The sequence below is a fragment of the Dolichospermum sp. UHCC 0260 genome (assembly GCF_009711985.1).
GTDB classification, from domain to species: Bacteria; Cyanobacteriota; Cyanobacteriia; order Cyanobacteriales; family Nostocaceae; genus Dolichospermum; species Dolichospermum lemmermannii.
This window is the reverse complement of the sequence record NZ_VIKZ01000024.1, coordinates 1-15,757: the sequence shown is the minus strand read 5'-3', so window position 1 is coordinate 15,757 and position 15,757 is coordinate 1. Positions and strand designations below refer to the sequence as shown.

Here is a 15,757-nt window from a genome sequence, read left to right as displayed (position 1 = left end):
TAAAATTACCAATTAATGATCATGTTTAGTATTCCCCAACCCGAAACAGCCGAGAACAAATGGCGCGGACAATTAGATAGATTTGTCAAAAACAATCAGTTAGAACTAGCCGCACTTTTTTGGGGATTGTGGTTAGAAAATGGTAATAGTCAGGGGACTATTGGGATTGATTTACAACCAACTCCCCATTTTGTCTATTGTCCCCAATCCGAAATAGAAAAACTCAATGAGCGAGTTGAAAATCGTCTCCAAGAGATCTTAGGAATTATTGATAATAACAAACCCGAAACAGAAGTAGTTATGATTGGTATTGGTAAAGGAGAAATTAAGTTAATTCAATTTGCCCCCAAATCATCACCAGAAACTTGTTTTCACCAAATAGGAAAAGATATAGATGAATTATTAGATTTACTAGAACAGCGATTAATTGAGCAAATCAGGGATTAATAAAGCCATTGATTTTGCTAAAATAGATCAGGAAAAATACACAATATCAGAAAAAGTGCTACTACTAGAAAAATGATGATTTTGGCTCAAAGCTTAACTATTGATTCAGTGTTAGTAAATAACTGTATCCAGTTCACAACCTGGGGATTTTCCTCCCTCCTACTCGCAGAAATTGTCAGAGATGCTTATCATGCTTTGTGTCATCAAATAACATGGTTAGCGAAATGGCATAATAAACATCATGCTGTATATAAACGGGATTTAACTTTAATTTCCCAAAAAGCCTACGTAGACTCCCAATTGTATCACGATATCGTCGAATCTGGCATATTAGTAGTAATTTTAACAATAATTGCCCTACTAGCGCATCAATGGGGATTGTGGTTAGGAGTCGCTTATGCTGTTACTTTTTTATACGGTGCATCTCTGCGATATTTCCAAGGAACAATAGACACAGACTACAATCATTTACCCGGAGCATTAGACACAATTCCCTCCGTTTTCTGGGTAAATAGAACCTATCATTGGCGACATCATTTTGATGATGTTAACGCTTACTATAGTGGTGTTTTTCCCCTAGTGGATAAAATACTAGGAACAGGACTTTCTCTCAAAGGTAAAACCGTAGCATTAACAGGTGCTTCCGGTGCATTAGGACAAGCATTAGCAGCAGAACTATTAAAGCATAATGCCAAAGTTGTGGCATTAACAACCAATCCTGAAAAAATCGCAATTCAAGAGCGGGTCAAAATTGTAAAATGGGAATTAGGTAATGAAACTCAACTAAAAGAAAGTTTAAATAAAGTTGATATTCTCATTATCAATCATGGCATAAATGTTTATGGAGATCGTACTTCAGCCGCCATTCAAAATTCCTATCAAGTTAACACATTTTCCGCTTTGGAACTGATAGATGTTTTTTCTGCAACTGTCACAGGACCCCAAGACAAAGCCACCAAAGAAATTTGGGTAAATACTTCAGAAGCGGAAGTTTCCCCAGCCTTAAGTCCCTTGTATGAACTGAGCAAAAGAGCATTAGGGGATATTGTCACCCTCAAAAGATTAGATCAAAATTGTGTAATTCGCAAATTAATTTTAGGACCATTCAAAAGTCAACTAAACCCCTATGGTGTGATGTCAGCAAATCAAGTTGCAAAGGGAATTTTATTTTTTGCAAAACGGGATTTCAGAAATATTATTGTCACAGTAAATCCTTTGACTTATATCCTATTTCCCCTCAAAGAATTTAGTACCTGGTTGTACTATCGGATTTTTAGTAAAGGGGTAAAAAGCAAATAATTATCAAGATAACGTTGCTAAATAAAATCTAACAGTCTCCTTTCTCTCCACCTCTGCGTCCTCTGTGCCTCTGTGGTTCGTATCAAATAAGATGACTGATGATTTGTGAAAATGCCATTAGCAACGTTATCCATGATATTGGGAAAAAATAAATATGAAACTAATATTTAGACATTATGGGTATTGATTCCGTACAAACATCCATGTTAAGCTATGTAGTAACAAGTAACATCTAGTTTATACATTTTGCATCTCACCTTGATTAATCAGGAGTATCAAAAATGCCAGTAGGTTTGCCTGAATTCGTGGAAAACCCGGAAAATCGTTGTCCGGTAATTCTCTTGCTTGATACTTCTGGCTCAATGTCAGGACAACCTATCCAGGAGTTAAATAGAGGTTTGGCGGCTTTCAAAGAAGATGTAATGAAAGATGCTCAAGCTTCTTTAAGTGTAGAAGTTGCTATTGTCACCTTTGGACCTGTGAAACTGACGCAAGATTTTGTCACTATAGACCATTTTACACCGCCTAAGCTAGAAACAGATGGTGTCACACCAATGGGAGAAGCCATAGAATACGCTTTAGATTTATTGGAAGCCCGCAAACAGTCTTATAAGGATAACGGTGTTCTCTACTATCGTCCTTGGGTATTTTTAATTACTGATGGTGCGCCTACAGATGCTTGGGAAGGTGCAGCGCAAAGGGTGAGGGAAGAAGAAGCACAGCGCCGAATGTTGTTTTTTACTGTTGGTGTTCAAGGTGCAGATATGAACAAACTTAAACAAATTGCACCTCGTCCTCCAGTAATGCTGAATGGCTTAGATTTTCGTTCTTTATTTGTTTGGCTTTCCACTTCCATGAAACGGGTTTCTAGTGGCAAAGTAGGGGAAGCTGTGGCATTACCGCCGGTGGGATGGGGGCAAATTACAACATAATCTGAATAGAAACCAGATCCCCGACTTCTAATATTAAGTTGATAATTTATTGACATAATTAAACAAGAAGTCGGGGATATTACACCTAGAAACAAGATCCCCGACTTCTAATATAAGTTAATAATTTATTGACATGATTAAACAAGAAGTCGGGGATCTTAAATTAGATTTTGAGGATTTATTTATTGTGGGTTGGAAAGCTATAGCGCGTTCTGCTGTGGGAACGAGTCATCAAGAGCAAAAAATACCAATACCTTGTCAAGACTGCGGAAATTATCGCATTTTTAATGATGTGATTGTGGGCGCAGTTGCTGATGGTGCTGGAAGTGCTAAATATTCTCATTTTGGTTCTGAATTGGCGGTAGAAACTGTAATTAAATGCTTTGCTGATATTAATGAACTTCCTGATAAACAAGGTTTTTCTCAACCACTTTCGGAAATGGAAGCTAAGGAAGTTTTTACTAAGTTTGTCAAGGATGTTATTACTGCGTTAAACAAACAAGCAACTAATAAAGGTTATTCTGTTCATGATTTAGCCTGTACTCTTTTAGTTTTTATAGCGACTTCTGAATGGGTTGCAGCCATGCAAATTGGGGATGGATTTATGGTGGTGCGTTCCCAAGATGCAGAATATAAATTATTGTTTGAACCAGATAAGGGGGAATTTTTCAATGAAACAACTTTTGTGACTTCAGCTAATGCGCTGGAGGAAATGCAGGTACAGGTAATTTCAGGAAAACAAGAGTTTATTTGTGCTTCTACTGATGGATTAGAAAAAGTAGCAATTCGCTTGAGTGACTGGAAACCTCATGCGCCATTCTTTAAGCCTTTGGAGGAATATTTGCGAGAAACAGATAAACCAGGAGGAAATGATGATAATTATATTATGGATTTTCTCGATTCTCCACGGTTAAATTCTCGCACTGATGATGATAAAACTTTGCTTTTGTGTTGTTTTGAATAGGATACAATTGCTAAAAAACTGTAGGTTGGGTTGAAGAATGAAACCCAACATTTTCAATATTTATGAAATTTTGTTGGGTTATGCCTTCGGCACGCTCCGCGAACGCAAAGCCTCAACCCAACCTACGGATTTTAGGATTTTAGACATATATTTCAACCCATCTAATTAAAATTATATGACAGTTCTTACCTGTGCCAGTACGGGAAAATCAATTACTCTCTTGAGTGAAATAGTTAATAGTGGTGAAGCAAAAGTTTGGCGAACTAATCAAAATGGTTATTTAGCGAAAATTTACCATTCTCCAACACCTGAACGGGTGCAGAAGTTAGCGGTAATGATAGCAAATCCACCCACAGAACCAAATTCCCATCTTCATCATGTTTCTTTTGCTTGGCCTAAGTCAGTTTTGAAAAATGATCAGGGTGATTTTGTGGGCTTTTTGATGCCAGAAATTAAGGATGGAAAAGAACTTCTTGATGTTTATAATCCCCGTCGTCGTCAAGCTTTGAAACTTGAGATTGATTGGCGGTTTCTGCACACAACAGCGCTGAATATCGTTTCAATTATTGAAGCACTGCACGCTGCTGGTTATGTTTTGGGAGATATTAAACCACAAAATATTTTAGTTAATAATCGGGCTTTACCTTCAATTATTGATACAGATTCTTTTCAGGTGATAAATCCGAAAAATGAGAAAGTTTATCATTGTTTAGTTGGTTCTGAGGGATATACACCACCGGAACTGATTGGTAAAGATTTTGATAGTATTGAGCAAACGGAAGTACATGATAGATTCCGGTTAGGAGTAATTATCTATCAATTATTATTTGGTGGTAATAATCCTTTTCAGGGAAAATGGACAGGTGCGGGGGAAATTCCAGACATAAATGAACTTATCTGTCAGGGTTTATGGGTTAATGGGTCAAATAATTTAATTGCAGCAGTAGCAAGAACAATTCCCCTGGAGATTGTTCATCCAGAGGTTCAGCAATGTTTTCTGAAATGCTTTAATGATGGGCATAAAAATCCTAATTTCCGCCCTACGGCTAGGAAGTGGTTGGAGGCGTTAAAGGTAGGGAATGATAGGCTAACTATATGTGGCAGGGTAGATAATCATTACTATAGCCGAACTTATGGTAAATGCTATTGGTGCGATCGCTCTACAAATCTTGGTATTGATATTTTTCCTGGTGTTGTTAAAGCAAAACCATCTGCTGTTGTGGAATCAACATCACAATCACAAGTTATTAGTAATAGATTCATAGGAAACCTCCTACAAACCCTCACTGGTCATTCTGACACGGTTTATTCAGTAGCATACAGCCCCGATGGTCAAACTCTGGCTAGTGGGAGTAGTGACAAGACTATCAAGATTTGGCAGGTTGCAGCATCTATTAGTAAAGCACCAGTCCAGCAACCTCAATCTCAGGTTTCGCAACTAGCAGTTTCTAACCCTCAGAGTCAACCTGTCATCACCCAAGTAACAGCAACATCTACTACAAATAATTCATCTTCAGTCCAGCAACCTCAATCTCAGGTTTCGCAACCAGCAGTTTCTAACCCTCAGAGTCAACCTGTAAAAATTCAAGCACCTCAAACAATACCAGCAGTAAAGAATAAACCAAATAAAATATTATTTTGGTTTTCGGCTATTTCTTTGGGGATTATGCTCATAGGAGCAACTGTACAGGTAATAAATCTTATTCCTGATAATGACTCAAATAACTTGACAGAATCGCAATTAAGAAAAATAACCAATATAAAAATTGAAAAATATATAACAGGTATTGGGATTTCATTTCGAATTGATGAAGAAACTAGAATACCAACAATTACTAATATATTTGATAACTCTCCAGCAGCATCAGGAAATCTTAGAGTTGGTGATCAAATTTTGGAAGTAAATGGTATATCAACATTAAGCATGAGTAATAGAGAAGTATATAACTTAATACGTGGAGATGTAAATACTATAGTCTCTTTACGTATTCGTCGTCAAGGTTACAGAGATACAAACACAACGTTAACTAGGCAAATCTTGCTCAATGTTAACCGTGATAAACAATATTTGAGACGTTGTTCCGCCTGGTTTGATTTGAAAGATTATAGTGAGGCAATAAAAGACTGTAACCAGGTAATTCAAATAGATTCTAATAATGATAAAGCATATTTTTTAAGGGGTGCTAGTTATTATCTAAGTGGCAGTAAGTATCAAGGAGTGGAAGATTTACGAAAAGCTGCAAATTTAGGAAATGAAAAAGCGAAGAAACTTCTCAGGAAAATTAAATAGAAAAATACTATGAATAATATTCTCAACATTTTACCAATAAACATCAAACAAAACATCCATAAAACAGTGGAACAAATAGCCGCACAACCAGGAACAAAAGTTTTTTATCTTGATGGTAAAAAAATCAATAGCAAACAAACATTTTTAAAACAAGCTGCTGAAGCAATAGAATTTCCTACATATTTCGGCAATAACTGGGATGCTTTTGATGAATGTATCACCGATTTAACATGGTGTCCGGCTCAAAGATATGTCATATTATATAATCATGCTGATATCTTTGCTCAAGCTGAACCGACACAGTACCAAATAGCATTGGATATTTTAAATTCAGCCAAAGAATACTGGGAAGCTAATAATATTCCTCTCAAGTTTTTAGTTATTAACAAATAGGTGAAGTTACTTTTTCACTATTTGGAGATTGTTTGTTGTGGCTGTCAGAATCAGGATTACCAGGATTTTAGGATGTACAGGATTTGATTGACTTTTTACCTGATGAAAATAAATGTAATATTCCATCATTCCCAATAGTCGGTTTAAACCGACTTTAGCTTTTAGACAGGGAATTAATTCCCTGGCTTCCTTGGAGATTGTTTATTGTGGTTGTCAGAATCAGGATAACCAGGATTTAAGGATGTACAGGATTGTTATTTATAGATTTTCTGTGAATATTTAATGATGATATTTATTGAATAATAAACATATATTCTCTCTCGTACAAAAACCATAAGTGATCAAAAACATCCTGTTAATCCTCTAATCCTGGGTATCCTGATTCAGACAAATAACATCCTGTGAATCCTTAAATCCTGGATATCCTGATTACGACATTAAACTTTTAACAAATTTATGTTAGAATAATTAACTAAGCACCATTAGGAGATTTTCCAATTATGCAAGTAACGATTGATTTACCAGATAAATTAACAACAAAAATCATAAATCAATGGGGTAATTTACCACAAAAAATCCTGAATAATCTTGTATTAGAAGCCTTTCGAGAAAGATTAATTGATTTTGATGAACTAAAAGATTTACTAAACTTTCCTTCTGACACTGAACTCAAAAAATTTTTAATCCAAAATAATATCCTCCATTCCGCAGGTTTACTTAATTTATATGGTGCTTGTGCTGATATTGATTTTGCAACGGATGATGATTTAATTGAGGTTATTAATGAAAAATGATTCTTTAATTTATTTACTAGATACGAATGTTTGTATCATGTATCTCAAGGGTAAATCTCTCAGCATTAATCATCATCTTGATAATTTAGAACCTGAAAAAATTGCGGTTTGTTCTGTAGTCAAAGCTGAATTATTTTATGGTTCTATGCGTAGTAATAATCCTCAAAAAGCTATAGCTGTACAAAAAATATTCATAGAACAATTTGTTTCTTTACCTTTTGATGATGAATGTGCAGAAAATTATGGCAAAATTCGCGCTGATTTAGCAAATTCTGGAACTCCTATTAGTTCAAATGATATACAAATTGCTTCTATTGCTTTAGTGAATAATCTAATTTTAGTTACTCACAATGTCAGGGAATTTAAACGAGTTAAAGGGTTACAAATTGAAGATTGGGAAATTGTCTGATAGTGTAGCACAAGCTATATAAAGTTACCTTTTCACTATTTGGAGATGACATTTTTATTTTTTATCATCCTGTTAATCCTCTAATCCTGGTAATCCTGATTCAGACATTATTCACTAATACTCCAATCTTCCAAACGCAAATTAGGCACTTTTTCAAAATCCTTCCAATTACGAGTTACTAAAATTCCATTAACTGATAATGTAATTGCAGCAATGCGTAAATCTTGAGTACCAACGCGGATTTTCTGCTTAACTAATTTAGTGTAAATATTACCAGCAGCTTCGCTAAATTCCAGTAAATTCACACTTTGTAAAAAATCTAAATTATTCTGAAAATTTGCATAAGCTAATACTAATTTATCCGATGATGAGGCATTTCTAATAACATTAAACCTACCACGCAATTGTTCTTCAGCAGTAATTATAGTTATGGCAATTTCTTCAAATTTGACACTATTAACACACTGTACAATCAATGGATTTCTGTGTTGAAAGAGAGAAACATGATCTGTATCAAGTACCCATAAACTCATTTTATATGCTCCTGATTTTCAATTTCTTGGTAATATTCCTCCATTTCTGCATCTAATTCACGACGATATTCTGCTATATATTCCTGCACTTCATCAAAATGTGGATCATCCTCAAACATTCCCGCAAATTTCAGCCAAGGATGATCTGTTTTAGCTGGTTCAATTTCTAAAGTTACTATTTCCGGTTCTATTGCTTGAAAAAGCTGAATCAGATTATTTAAGGCTTCCTCTTTAGTTGCACCAAAACCTTGACATTCTGGCAAACTTAATAATGTCGCTTTAACCGTACCATCCTCTTGATTTTCAATCAACACATCATAAGTTGACTTGGGTGCAATTGTGGAAAGAGCATTTTTAACAGCTAAAATCATGATATTTTTACTCTTTTAACTCTGAATTGATTATAACATAATACTTAAAAATAGTTAAAATTATCATCTATATGATTTTAAGATTTATAGAATTTTATTAGCAATCGTCCATTTTATATTTTATTATCCTGTTAATCCTTTAATCGGTGGACATCCTGATTCTGACAAAAAATATCCCGTTAATCCTTTAATCGGTGAGTATTATCTCGACTATGGCTTACGCCACGCAGGCTATCGCTCGATAACCACCTGATTCTGACATTTTTGATATATTCAGTTAAAATAATCATAAAATACATTTTCATCGTTTAAATCTCCACCCATGCAATTAATTCTCTACAGCAAACCCGGTTGTCATCTTTGTGAAGGCTTACAGGAAAAACTAGCGCAAATCAAAAATCTCAGTTTCCAGCTAGAAATTCGAGATATTACCACCCGTAAAGATTGGTTTACAGCATATCAATACGAAATCCCGGTACTGCATTTAGTCACCAGGGACGGCACGGAAAAACTGATACCCCGTCCTTCTCCCCGTCTCAGTATCGAACGTTTAGAAAAAATGTTAGGTCAATATGTCTCCCAATAGATGACAAAATGATGCAGAATAAGCGCAAGACAAGCTTGTGGCGAGGTTCACCAGATGAAATTACGGGAATTATTAGCGACTGTAGATGGGATTAATTCTGTAAATATACCAGATATTGATATTCAGGGACTTAAAACTAATTCCCATGCTTGCACGGTGGGAGATTTGTTTATCGGAATGCCAGGAACTAGAGTAGACGGTGGAGAGTTTTGGACAGGTGCTTTAGCTGCTGGTGCTGTAGCGGCGATTATTTCTTCGGAAGCAATGCAGAAAAATCCGCCTACAGCTAACTCTGTAGTCATGAGTGCCGATAATATGACTAAAGCCTGCGCTCAAATAGCCGCAGCTTTTTATGGTTATCCTGGACAAAAACTGAAAATGGTGGGTGTGACGGGGACAAATGGTAAAACTACCACCACTCACCTGATTGAATATTTTCTAACTCACGCTAATTTACCGACGGCGTTAATAGGCACACTTTACACCCGCTGGCCTGGTTTTGAGGAAACCGCTGTGAATACTACTCCTTTTGCAGTAGATTTGCAGCAACAATTAGCTAAAGCCATGAATGCTGGTTGTGAAACTGGGGTAATGGAAGTTAGTTCTCATGCTTTGCACCAGGGTAGGGTTTTGAATTGTGCTTTTGAAGTGGGGGTATTTACCAACCTTACCCAAGACCATTTGGACTATCACAAGGATATGGAGGACTATTTTGCCGCGAAAGCGTTGTTATTTAGTCCTAATTATCTCCACGGACGGGCAATTATCAACGCTGATGATGCTTATGGTAAACGGATAATTGCATCCTTGAGTCCAGAACAGGTTTGGAGTTATAGCGTTAATGATAGTACCGCTGATTTTTGGATGAGTGATTTAAATTATCAACCAAATGGTGTGAGCGGAATTTTACATACTCCCCAAGGAAATGTAGATTTTAGTTGTCCTTTAGTTGGTCAATATAACTTAGAAAATCTTTTAGCTGCTGTGGGTGCGGTTGTCCATGTGGGTTTAGATTTGCAATTGGTAGCAAATGCCATTCCTGGGTTTCCCGGCGTTCCTGGCCGCATGGAACGGGTGCAAATTCATCCACAGCAAGATATTAGCGTGATTGTAGATTATGCCCATACTCCCGATAGTTTGGAGAACTTACTGAAAGCTGCCCGGCCGTTTATTCCTGGTAAAATGATTTGTGTGTTTGGTTGTGGAGGAGACCGCGATCGCACTAAACGTCCAAAAATGGGTAAAATAGCGGCTGAACTCGCAGATTTAGCAGTAGTGACATCAGACAACCCCCGTACAGAAAACCCAGAAAAGATATTACAGGACGTATTAGCAGGTATTCCTGATATAGTACAACCAATGGTTGTGAGCGATCGCGCTACCGCAATTCGGACGGCTATTTTGCAAGCTCAACCTGGAGACGGTGTATTATTAGCCGGTAAGGGTCACGAAGACTATCAAATTCTGGGTACTGAAAAAATTCATTTTGACGACAGAGAACAAGCACGGGAAGCTTTACAGCAAAGAATAAATAGCCAAAATTAATTAACCCATCTTCAAGGGGTGGGGTTTCCCCGCCCTTGTTTCGCACCAAGTTGCAAAAAATCTATTTTACAAGATTACTCGGTAAGCGTAAAGCTCAGTCACAAAGCGTGCTGAGATATAAGCGACACGGGCGAAAATATTTAGCCTAACTCGTTGACTAGTAACAGTAGGTGTGATATACTTTTAAAAGTTCCATAATTTAAGTATAACTAAACAACGTAAAAACTTAACTAATTTGGTTGAGTGCGTAGTCATACCTAACAGTATTGCAGTTTAGGAAAGCTAAATTTGGTGAAAAATGAAATACAAAAATCGAGTACGGTAGGGCATACCGGAATTAACGCTTTAGGAGAATCGACCTCTGTTTTTGTTGGAGTAATCCAGCAATTGTAAGTTGGCTCATTGATTAAAGAATCTCAGTGTCTTTAGACCTGAGAGTGTCAAACTTGATGACCGACTTCCAAAGGTAAGAAAATTGTTAATACTTCCCCATTTTGAGGACGTTGACGCACAATCAACTTTCCACCAATTGCTTGAAATAAATGCTTAGTTGCTGCCATATTTAAACTAATTGCCCCTGTTTCCGGCTGAAACATTAATAATTGACCTAAAGATTTACGAATTGGTGGTGTTGTTGTATAGCCTTGATCTTGACAATCAAACTGAGGAGATAATTGCAATTTTAGCTGATCACCAGCAGTCATTACTTGCACCTGAATACAACTACCAGCAGGTAAACTGCGAGTAAAATTCTCTATTAAACCAGTAAGTACCCGGTCTAACATCGCCGGATTACTAACCACCGTGGGGAATTGCTTCGGTAAAACCACATTTAAAGTTAAATTACGCCGAGTTGCTGCTTGTTGCCAACGGGGAATACTTTGCAGTAAAATATCCTCTAAACACATTGGGGTCAAGTGTGAATTAGCCAATTTTAAAGGTTGTGATAAATTCTCTAATTCTGCTGCTTTAAATAATAACTCCATCCGGTCAATTTGCTCAGTACATTCATGATCAATAACTTCTAAACGACTGATTACATTCCCCGGCAAATCCTGCCGTTTTAATAGTAACCGTGTCATCATCCGAATAGTTGTCAATGGAGTACGAACTTCATGGGCAAAGGCTTGGAGTAATTCTATGTCAGAACGAGATGGAGATTTTGGCGGTGGAGTTGGTGAATGAAAATGTGATGAAGTATGTGTAACTGGATTATTTTCTGTAATTGTTAATTCTTGAAGTAATAACTGACTAAATTGAATTATAGTGTGATAATCTGGTGCAACCAAAGGATAGTTTTGCACCTGAATATCTAAATCAGCAAACAATTCTGGATTAGTTAAAACTACCCTAGCACCTAAAGATTGCCAAGCTTTTTTGACTATTTCCGGTTCAAAGGAAAACAAAAACTCTTTTTTACCATTTTGATGTTCCCCCAAAACCAAAACTAATCTAAATTTATCTGTAAACACCAAACAAAACTGTTCCGCACCCAAAGGATCAGCCGGTAATAAAGGTAAGATAGATTCTTGAAAAGTAGTATGATCGGAAGTATTTGTTTCTATATTATTTATATTCCGCGCCATTTCTGATGGCATAATGAATGGCATCAACGCCAAAGGGTTAAAAGGTCTGGCTGTAAAAGTTACCGTTTGTAACCGTTGTGTTAGTTGGGGGTGACTAAATAAAGGTGCAGGTGCGGCTAATACCAAACCTGGAGTAGTATCAGGTGAAGTTGCAGCTAAAGTTTTCAACAGCAAGTTTTCCGTGGCTGCGAGACTGACACGCCATTGCTGTTCTGCTTTAGCCGAGGAACACTCAGCAAGATGAGATTGATTTTCAGATAAAACTTCCTTGAGACTTGGCAAAATCCATTCGTACACAGGTTTTCACCTCTTGATTGCTTCAGCAGCTAATGGTGGTTATATTTAGACATTTGCAAACTATATCTACGAGATTATCGTCATTAGTGTGAAGATAGAAAGTGGTATAACCGAACAATTAAGGTGCAATATCCTCTCTTTGTCGGTTGTCAGTTGTCGGTTGTCGGTTGTCAGTAGAAAATTACCTAGTCCCCAGTCCCCAATTATCAATCCCCAATTATCAATCCCAAAAAAGATGCGGCTGAGTCTCTATGATAGAGAATATAGAGATAGTGGCTATCGGTGAGCATCAAACCGTCAATATTCTATAGCCATGAGTACAATTAAATTGGCTCTTTTCAATAAAAGCGTTTTAATTTAGTTATTGGAAAGTTGTCATATTGTCAGTTATTCAGGTATTTGGTTTATGACTTTTGGGTGTAGCAATTTAATTCTTTTTTAAGATTTGCTCCTGGGCATCACTCACAGTAAAATCCATCACTTCAAGTATTCAATTTTGGAAATCAACATGAAAAAGCTCATTCCTTTTCTCGTTAGTAGCGTTTTATTAGCTGGTATGGTTGGTTGTCAAGAAGCACCAAAAACAGGTTCAGAAACTACTGGTACTACCAATGAAACTCCCACTGTACCAGCCAAACCCGCTTCTGATACGACGCGAATTATAGATAATTCGACCGCAACTCCCACTACAACTCCCACTACAACTCCCACTACAACTCCCACTACAACTTCTAAATCCACAACCGACTTAAAAACTGAAATTAGCAAAAAACTAAAAGCCAGTTTACCTGGGAATAAGTTGGAAGTAGTCAACAAAAATGGGGCAATTATCCTTAAAGGAACAGCAACTTCTCAGCAAGAAATTACACAAGCTGAAACTTTAATCAAGGAAGTAGCTGGTGTGAAAAGTGTCAAGGTAGAAGCTGAAGTGAAGACAGAGAAAAAACTTTAGTCATTCTATTTTATCCCATTGGGATAGTGAATTGGTTTTGCAATCATCTATTTTTCAAATGGGTATAACTTGAGATTAAAATCTATCAGGGCTTACTTTAGTTAGTAAGTCCTGTTTTTGGGTATTTTCTACTCATTTCTTCATCACCAATTACCCATTAAAAATATGTACGATACTAGTTGTGTAATTCCCATTATTAAATCTCCCAAAGATTATCAAGCATATCGAATTAGTCCCCGTGACTCTAACCGATTAGCAATTATCTTTGATTCTGCCAGTGCTAATACAGCGGGCAAGATGCCCGCACTACAAGAGTTTCATAATTCATGTTTTTTTGCTCTCTTTTTTATAATTGTGAAAAAAGATTTTGCCAATCAATTATAGTTGGTCTATCTCCTTGATTGACTATTTCAAAAACTTTGTTAATAGAATTTTGATAAAATAAACTTTCTACACAAGTTGCAGCTACATCAATTCGGCTAGTATCACCGGAAATTGTATCTCCTTTTCCAAAAATGATGTTTAATTTACCTTCACTTGTGGCTTTGAGTAGGGTATTGAGATCATAGGATGTATAAGGGCCATCGGTTAAACGTCCGGGACGAATGATAGTATAAGGGATTCCCGAATTAATAATGGCTTGTTCTCCTTTTTCTTTAGCATCAAGTACACCAAAAAGATTCAAAATATTAAAAGGAAATTGATGTTTACGGAGAATTCCGCAGGAAGAAACAAACACGAAGCGGTTTAAGTTTTTTGGTGCTGCGGAGATCAGATTAATTACACCTTGAGTATCAACTTTAGTCGGGGTATTTTTCGCTTTGTCTTCTAGAAATTGGGGATTAAATGCAGTTATTACCAATTCGATTATATTGGGGGTTTGATTAAATTCCCATCTTGCAGAAGGAAAAGCGGTAGTTCCTGTACAACAAATAATGGCGGTAATATTTGCCATTGCTGCTGTCAATGTGCTGGGTTCACAGATATCACCAATTGCAATTTCTACTTTGTTATTAAACATTTTTGCGGCTTTTTCGGCATTCCTGGTGAGAATGCGAACTGGTAAGCCTTTTTCTAATAGTTTACTAACTACAAGTTGTCCGACTCCACCGGTAGAACCAACAACTAAGATCAGATTTTCACTAGTATTCATAAATGGAAGATCTCTGGAATAGGGTATATTTAATCTACAATAATTTTGGTTTTACCTTTATGTCCATGAATTAAGGCAATTTGTTCCCATCCTTGAGTATACCAAGCTGTGGATTTAGGTGCTTTCAACCATTGCATAACTGCAATATTAGCAGAATGTTGACTAATATCTTGATGGAAAAGTTGAAAATAACATCCTATGGCAACTATCCCAATACCGCTGATACCTGTCACATCTTGATCCCTTACTAGTTTAAAACTTTGGAGATGATAATTATTTCGTGAGTTTTCCCCAAATACTAATTTTCTCCCTCTTTGATTTTGCAGTTGTTGAAAAGATGGTAGAGATGCATTGGTGACATAACTGGAATGTGGTAAAATTCTAGCAATCGCTACTTGTCCATCTGGTAAAATAAAACCACCACCTATAATCTGCTGCAATGGTTTTGCTTCAGGTTCAATTAACCAAAATGTTTGCTGATTTGGTTGCATAAGCATATTTTTCTGCTTTTTATATCTGGATAAATTAGAAGTATTATATGATATGCGTTAAGATTTAAATCAGTAATATCTAGAGACTTAAAATTTATGGTTAAGAAAATTCGCCGAGTTTCCAAAGTTATCCACAAGTCACGCGATAAAGAATTTTTTCACCAAGCAGGAACTCCACCAGGAACAATCATTGTTGATGAAAATGCTGAACAACCAATTATTTTTCTGATTGACTATAACCAAACTCAACTGATTCAGAAACAAATAAGTTATCCAGAAGAATGTCTTAATTATTTGGATACAGAATCCGTTTCTTGGGTAGATGTTCAAGGTTTAGGTAGTAAAGATATTTTACATCGTTTAGGTCAAACTTTTGATTTACATACTCTAATTTTAGAAGATATTGTCAACATGGTAGAACGACCAAAAATCGAGGATTATGAAGAACAATTGGTGATTATTGCCCACATGGTTGTACCTAATCATAATAATGGCGGTTTTTATAGTGAACAAGTAAGTTTAGTCTTAGGCAAATATTATGTTTTGACAGTGCAAGAAGAACCAGAACATGATTGTTTTGATGGGGTGAGAATGAGAATTAATAAGAATAAAGGTATTATCCGCAGACAAGGTAGTGATTACTTGGCTTATTCTTTATTAGACGCAATTATTGATGGATTTTTCCCAGTTTTAGAACTGTATGGGGAAAGAATCA

General features: G+C 36.4%; 17 protein-coding genes and 1 pseudogene. 13 read left to right on the top strand and 5 right to left on the bottom strand.

Annotation, left to right across the window (positions count from 1 at the left end; genetic code table 11):
- Positions 1 to 21 precede the first annotated feature (21 nt).
- The 8 genes from FJR08_RS11200 (at position 22) to FJR08_RS11165 (ending at position 7,528) form a co-directional block, all read left to right on the top strand.
- Complete coding sequence (locus FJR08_RS11200) at positions 22 to 447, top strand: hypothetical protein (protein ID WP_168633206.1); 426 nt, start codon at positions 22 to 24, stop codon at positions 445 to 447.
- Between the two features lie 75 nt (positions 448 to 522).
- Positions 523 to 1,746 (top strand): bifunctional sterol desaturase/short chain dehydrogenase, encoded by a 1,224-nt coding sequence (locus FJR08_RS11195; protein WP_168633252.1) that lies wholly within the window; start codon positions 523 to 525, stop codon positions 1,744 to 1,746.
- Between the two features lie 281 nt (positions 1,747 to 2,027).
- On the top strand, positions 2,028 to 2,678 hold the full coding sequence (locus FJR08_RS11190; RefSeq protein ID WP_168633205.1) for a VWA domain-containing protein: 651 nt from the start codon (positions 2,028 to 2,030) through the stop codon (positions 2,676 to 2,678).
- Positions 2,679 to 2,865: 187 nt separating this feature from the next.
- Entirely contained in the window at positions 2,866 to 3,642 is a 777-nt protein-coding gene (locus FJR08_RS11185; RefSeq protein ID WP_168633251.1) for a PP2C family serine/threonine-protein phosphatase, read from the top strand.
- A gap of 175 nt (positions 3,643 to 3,817) precedes the next feature.
- Entirely contained in the window at positions 3,818 to 5,932 is a 2,115-nt protein-coding gene (locus FJR08_RS11180; RefSeq protein ID WP_168633204.1) for a PDZ domain-containing protein, read from the top strand.
- A gap of 9 nt (positions 5,933 to 5,941) precedes the next feature.
- Positions 5,942 to 6,325 (top strand): barstar family protein, encoded by a 384-nt coding sequence (locus tag FJR08_RS11175; protein ID WP_168633203.1) that lies wholly within the window; start codon positions 5,942 to 5,944, stop codon positions 6,323 to 6,325.
- Between the two features lie 500 nt (positions 6,326 to 6,825).
- Entirely contained in the window at positions 6,826 to 7,119 is a 294-nt protein-coding gene (locus FJR08_RS11170) for a hypothetical protein (RefSeq protein WP_148762326.1), read from the top strand.
- On the top strand, positions 7,109 to 7,528 hold the full coding sequence (locus tag FJR08_RS11165) for a type II toxin-antitoxin system VapC family toxin (RefSeq protein ID WP_015083562.1): 420 nt from the start codon (positions 7,109 to 7,111) through the stop codon (positions 7,526 to 7,528). The genes FJR08_RS11170 and FJR08_RS11165 overlap by 11 nt, the downstream gene beginning before the upstream one ends.
- A gap of 107 nt (positions 7,529 to 7,635) precedes the next feature.
- Here FJR08_RS11165 and FJR08_RS11160 read toward each other — a convergent pair whose 3' ends face one another.
- Together FJR08_RS11160 and FJR08_RS11155 are read right to left on the bottom strand one after the other, a co-directional pair.
- Entirely contained in the window at positions 7,636 to 8,061 is a 426-nt protein-coding gene (locus FJR08_RS11160; protein ID WP_168633202.1) for a type II toxin-antitoxin system VapC family toxin, read from the bottom strand.
- Entirely contained in the window at positions 8,058 to 8,432 is a 375-nt protein-coding gene (locus FJR08_RS11155) for a type II toxin-antitoxin system HicB family antitoxin (protein ID WP_168633201.1), read from the bottom strand. Before FJR08_RS11155 ends, FJR08_RS11160 begins: the two co-directional genes overlap by 4 nt.
- 322 nt (positions 8,433 to 8,754) lie before the next feature.
- Here FJR08_RS11155 and FJR08_RS11150 point away from each other — a divergent pair, with 322 nt between their 5' ends.
- Both FJR08_RS11150 and FJR08_RS11145 read left to right on the top strand, forming a co-directional pair.
- Complete coding sequence (locus FJR08_RS11150; protein ID WP_168633200.1) at positions 8,755 to 9,018, top strand: glutaredoxin family protein; 264 nt, start codon at positions 8,755 to 8,757, stop codon at positions 9,016 to 9,018.
- A 54-nt stretch (positions 9,019 to 9,072) separates the two neighbouring features.
- Complete coding sequence (locus tag FJR08_RS11145) at positions 9,073 to 10,563, top strand: UDP-N-acetylmuramoyl-L-alanyl-D-glutamate--2,6-diaminopimelate ligase (RefSeq protein ID WP_015083558.1); 1,491 nt, start codon at positions 9,073 to 9,075, stop codon at positions 10,561 to 10,563.
- Between the two features lie 440 nt (positions 10,564 to 11,003).
- Here FJR08_RS11145 and FJR08_RS11140 read toward each other — a convergent pair whose 3' ends face one another.
- A complete protein-coding gene (locus FJR08_RS11140) occupies positions 11,004 to 12,446 on the bottom strand; it encodes a sensor histidine kinase KdpD (RefSeq protein ID WP_168633199.1) in 1,443 nt (480 codons plus the stop codon).
- A 508-nt stretch (positions 12,447 to 12,954) separates the two neighbouring features.
- On the opposite strand from FJR08_RS11140, the gene FJR08_RS11135 reads away from it, so the two are divergent.
- Positions 12,955 to 13,398, top strand: coding sequence for a BON domain-containing protein (locus tag FJR08_RS11135; RefSeq protein ID WP_168633198.1), 444 nt, complete (start codon positions 12,955 to 12,957; stop codon positions 13,396 to 13,398).
- Between the two features lie 165 nt (positions 13,399 to 13,563).
- Positions 13,564 to 13,689, top strand: a pseudogene (locus FJR08_RS11130) (cupin domain-containing protein); the annotation flags it as partial.
- A 55-nt stretch (positions 13,690 to 13,744) separates the two neighbouring features.
- On the opposite strand, the gene FJR08_RS11125 reads toward FJR08_RS11130, so the two are convergent.
- Positions 13,745 to 14,551 carry an SDR family oxidoreductase gene (locus tag FJR08_RS11125; protein ID WP_168633197.1) on the bottom strand — a complete coding sequence of 269 codons (807 nt, stop codon included), beginning with the start codon at positions 14,549 to 14,551 and terminating at the stop codon, positions 13,745 to 13,747.
- A gap of 29 nt (positions 14,552 to 14,580) precedes the next feature.
- On the bottom strand, positions 14,581 to 15,048 hold the full coding sequence (locus FJR08_RS11120; protein ID WP_168633196.1) for a hypothetical protein: 468 nt from the start codon (positions 15,046 to 15,048) through the stop codon (positions 14,581 to 14,583).
- Between the two features lie 90 nt (positions 15,049 to 15,138).
- On the opposite strand from FJR08_RS11120, the gene FJR08_RS11115 reads away from it, so the two are divergent.
- Positions 15,139 to 15,757, top strand: a 619-nt coding sequence (locus FJR08_RS11115) for a CorA family divalent cation transporter (protein WP_305791122.1), incomplete at its 3' end; no start/stop codon positions are given.

Coding starts and splice junctions, on each gene's coding strand:
- FJR08_RS11170 (WP_148762326.1), top strand. CDS start 6,826: ATGCAAGTAACGATTGATTTACCAGATAAATTAACAACAAAAATCATA.
- FJR08_RS11180 (WP_168633204.1), top strand. CDS start 3,818: ATGACAGTTCTTACCTGTGCCAGTACGGGAAAATCAATTACTCTCTTG.
- FJR08_RS11200 (WP_168633206.1), top strand. CDS start 22: ATGTTTAGTATTCCCCAACCCGAAACAGCCGAGAACAAATGGCGCGGA.
- FJR08_RS11195 (WP_168633252.1), top strand. CDS start 523: ATGATTTTGGCTCAAAGCTTAACTATTGATTCAGTGTTAGTAAATAAC.
- FJR08_RS11155 (WP_168633201.1), bottom strand. CDS start 8,432: ATGATTTTAGCTGTTAAAAATGCTCTTTCCACAATTGCACCCAAGTCA.
- FJR08_RS11125 (WP_168633197.1), bottom strand. CDS start 14,551: ATGAATACTAGTGAAAATCTGATCTTAGTTGTTGGTTCTACCGGTGGA.
- FJR08_RS11120 (WP_168633196.1), bottom strand. CDS start 15,048: ATGCTTATGCAACCAAATCAGCAAACATTTTGGTTAATTGAACCTGAA.
- FJR08_RS11160 (WP_168633202.1), bottom strand. CDS start 8,061: ATGAGTTTATGGGTACTTGATACAGATCATGTTTCTCTCTTTCAACAC.
- FJR08_RS11135 (WP_168633198.1), top strand. CDS start 12,955: ATGAAAAAGCTCATTCCTTTTCTCGTTAGTAGCGTTTTATTAGCTGGT.
- FJR08_RS11175 (WP_168633203.1), top strand. CDS start 5,942: ATGAATAATATTCTCAACATTTTACCAATAAACATCAAACAAAACATC.
- FJR08_RS11150 (WP_168633200.1), top strand. CDS start 8,755: ATGCAATTAATTCTCTACAGCAAACCCGGTTGTCATCTTTGTGAAGGC.
- FJR08_RS11165 (WP_015083562.1), top strand. CDS start 7,109: ATGAAAAATGATTCTTTAATTTATTTACTAGATACGAATGTTTGTATC.
- FJR08_RS11145 (WP_015083558.1), top strand. CDS start 9,073: ATGAAATTACGGGAATTATTAGCGACTGTAGATGGGATTAATTCTGTA.
- FJR08_RS11190 (WP_168633205.1), top strand. CDS start 2,028: ATGCCAGTAGGTTTGCCTGAATTCGTGGAAAACCCGGAAAATCGTTGT.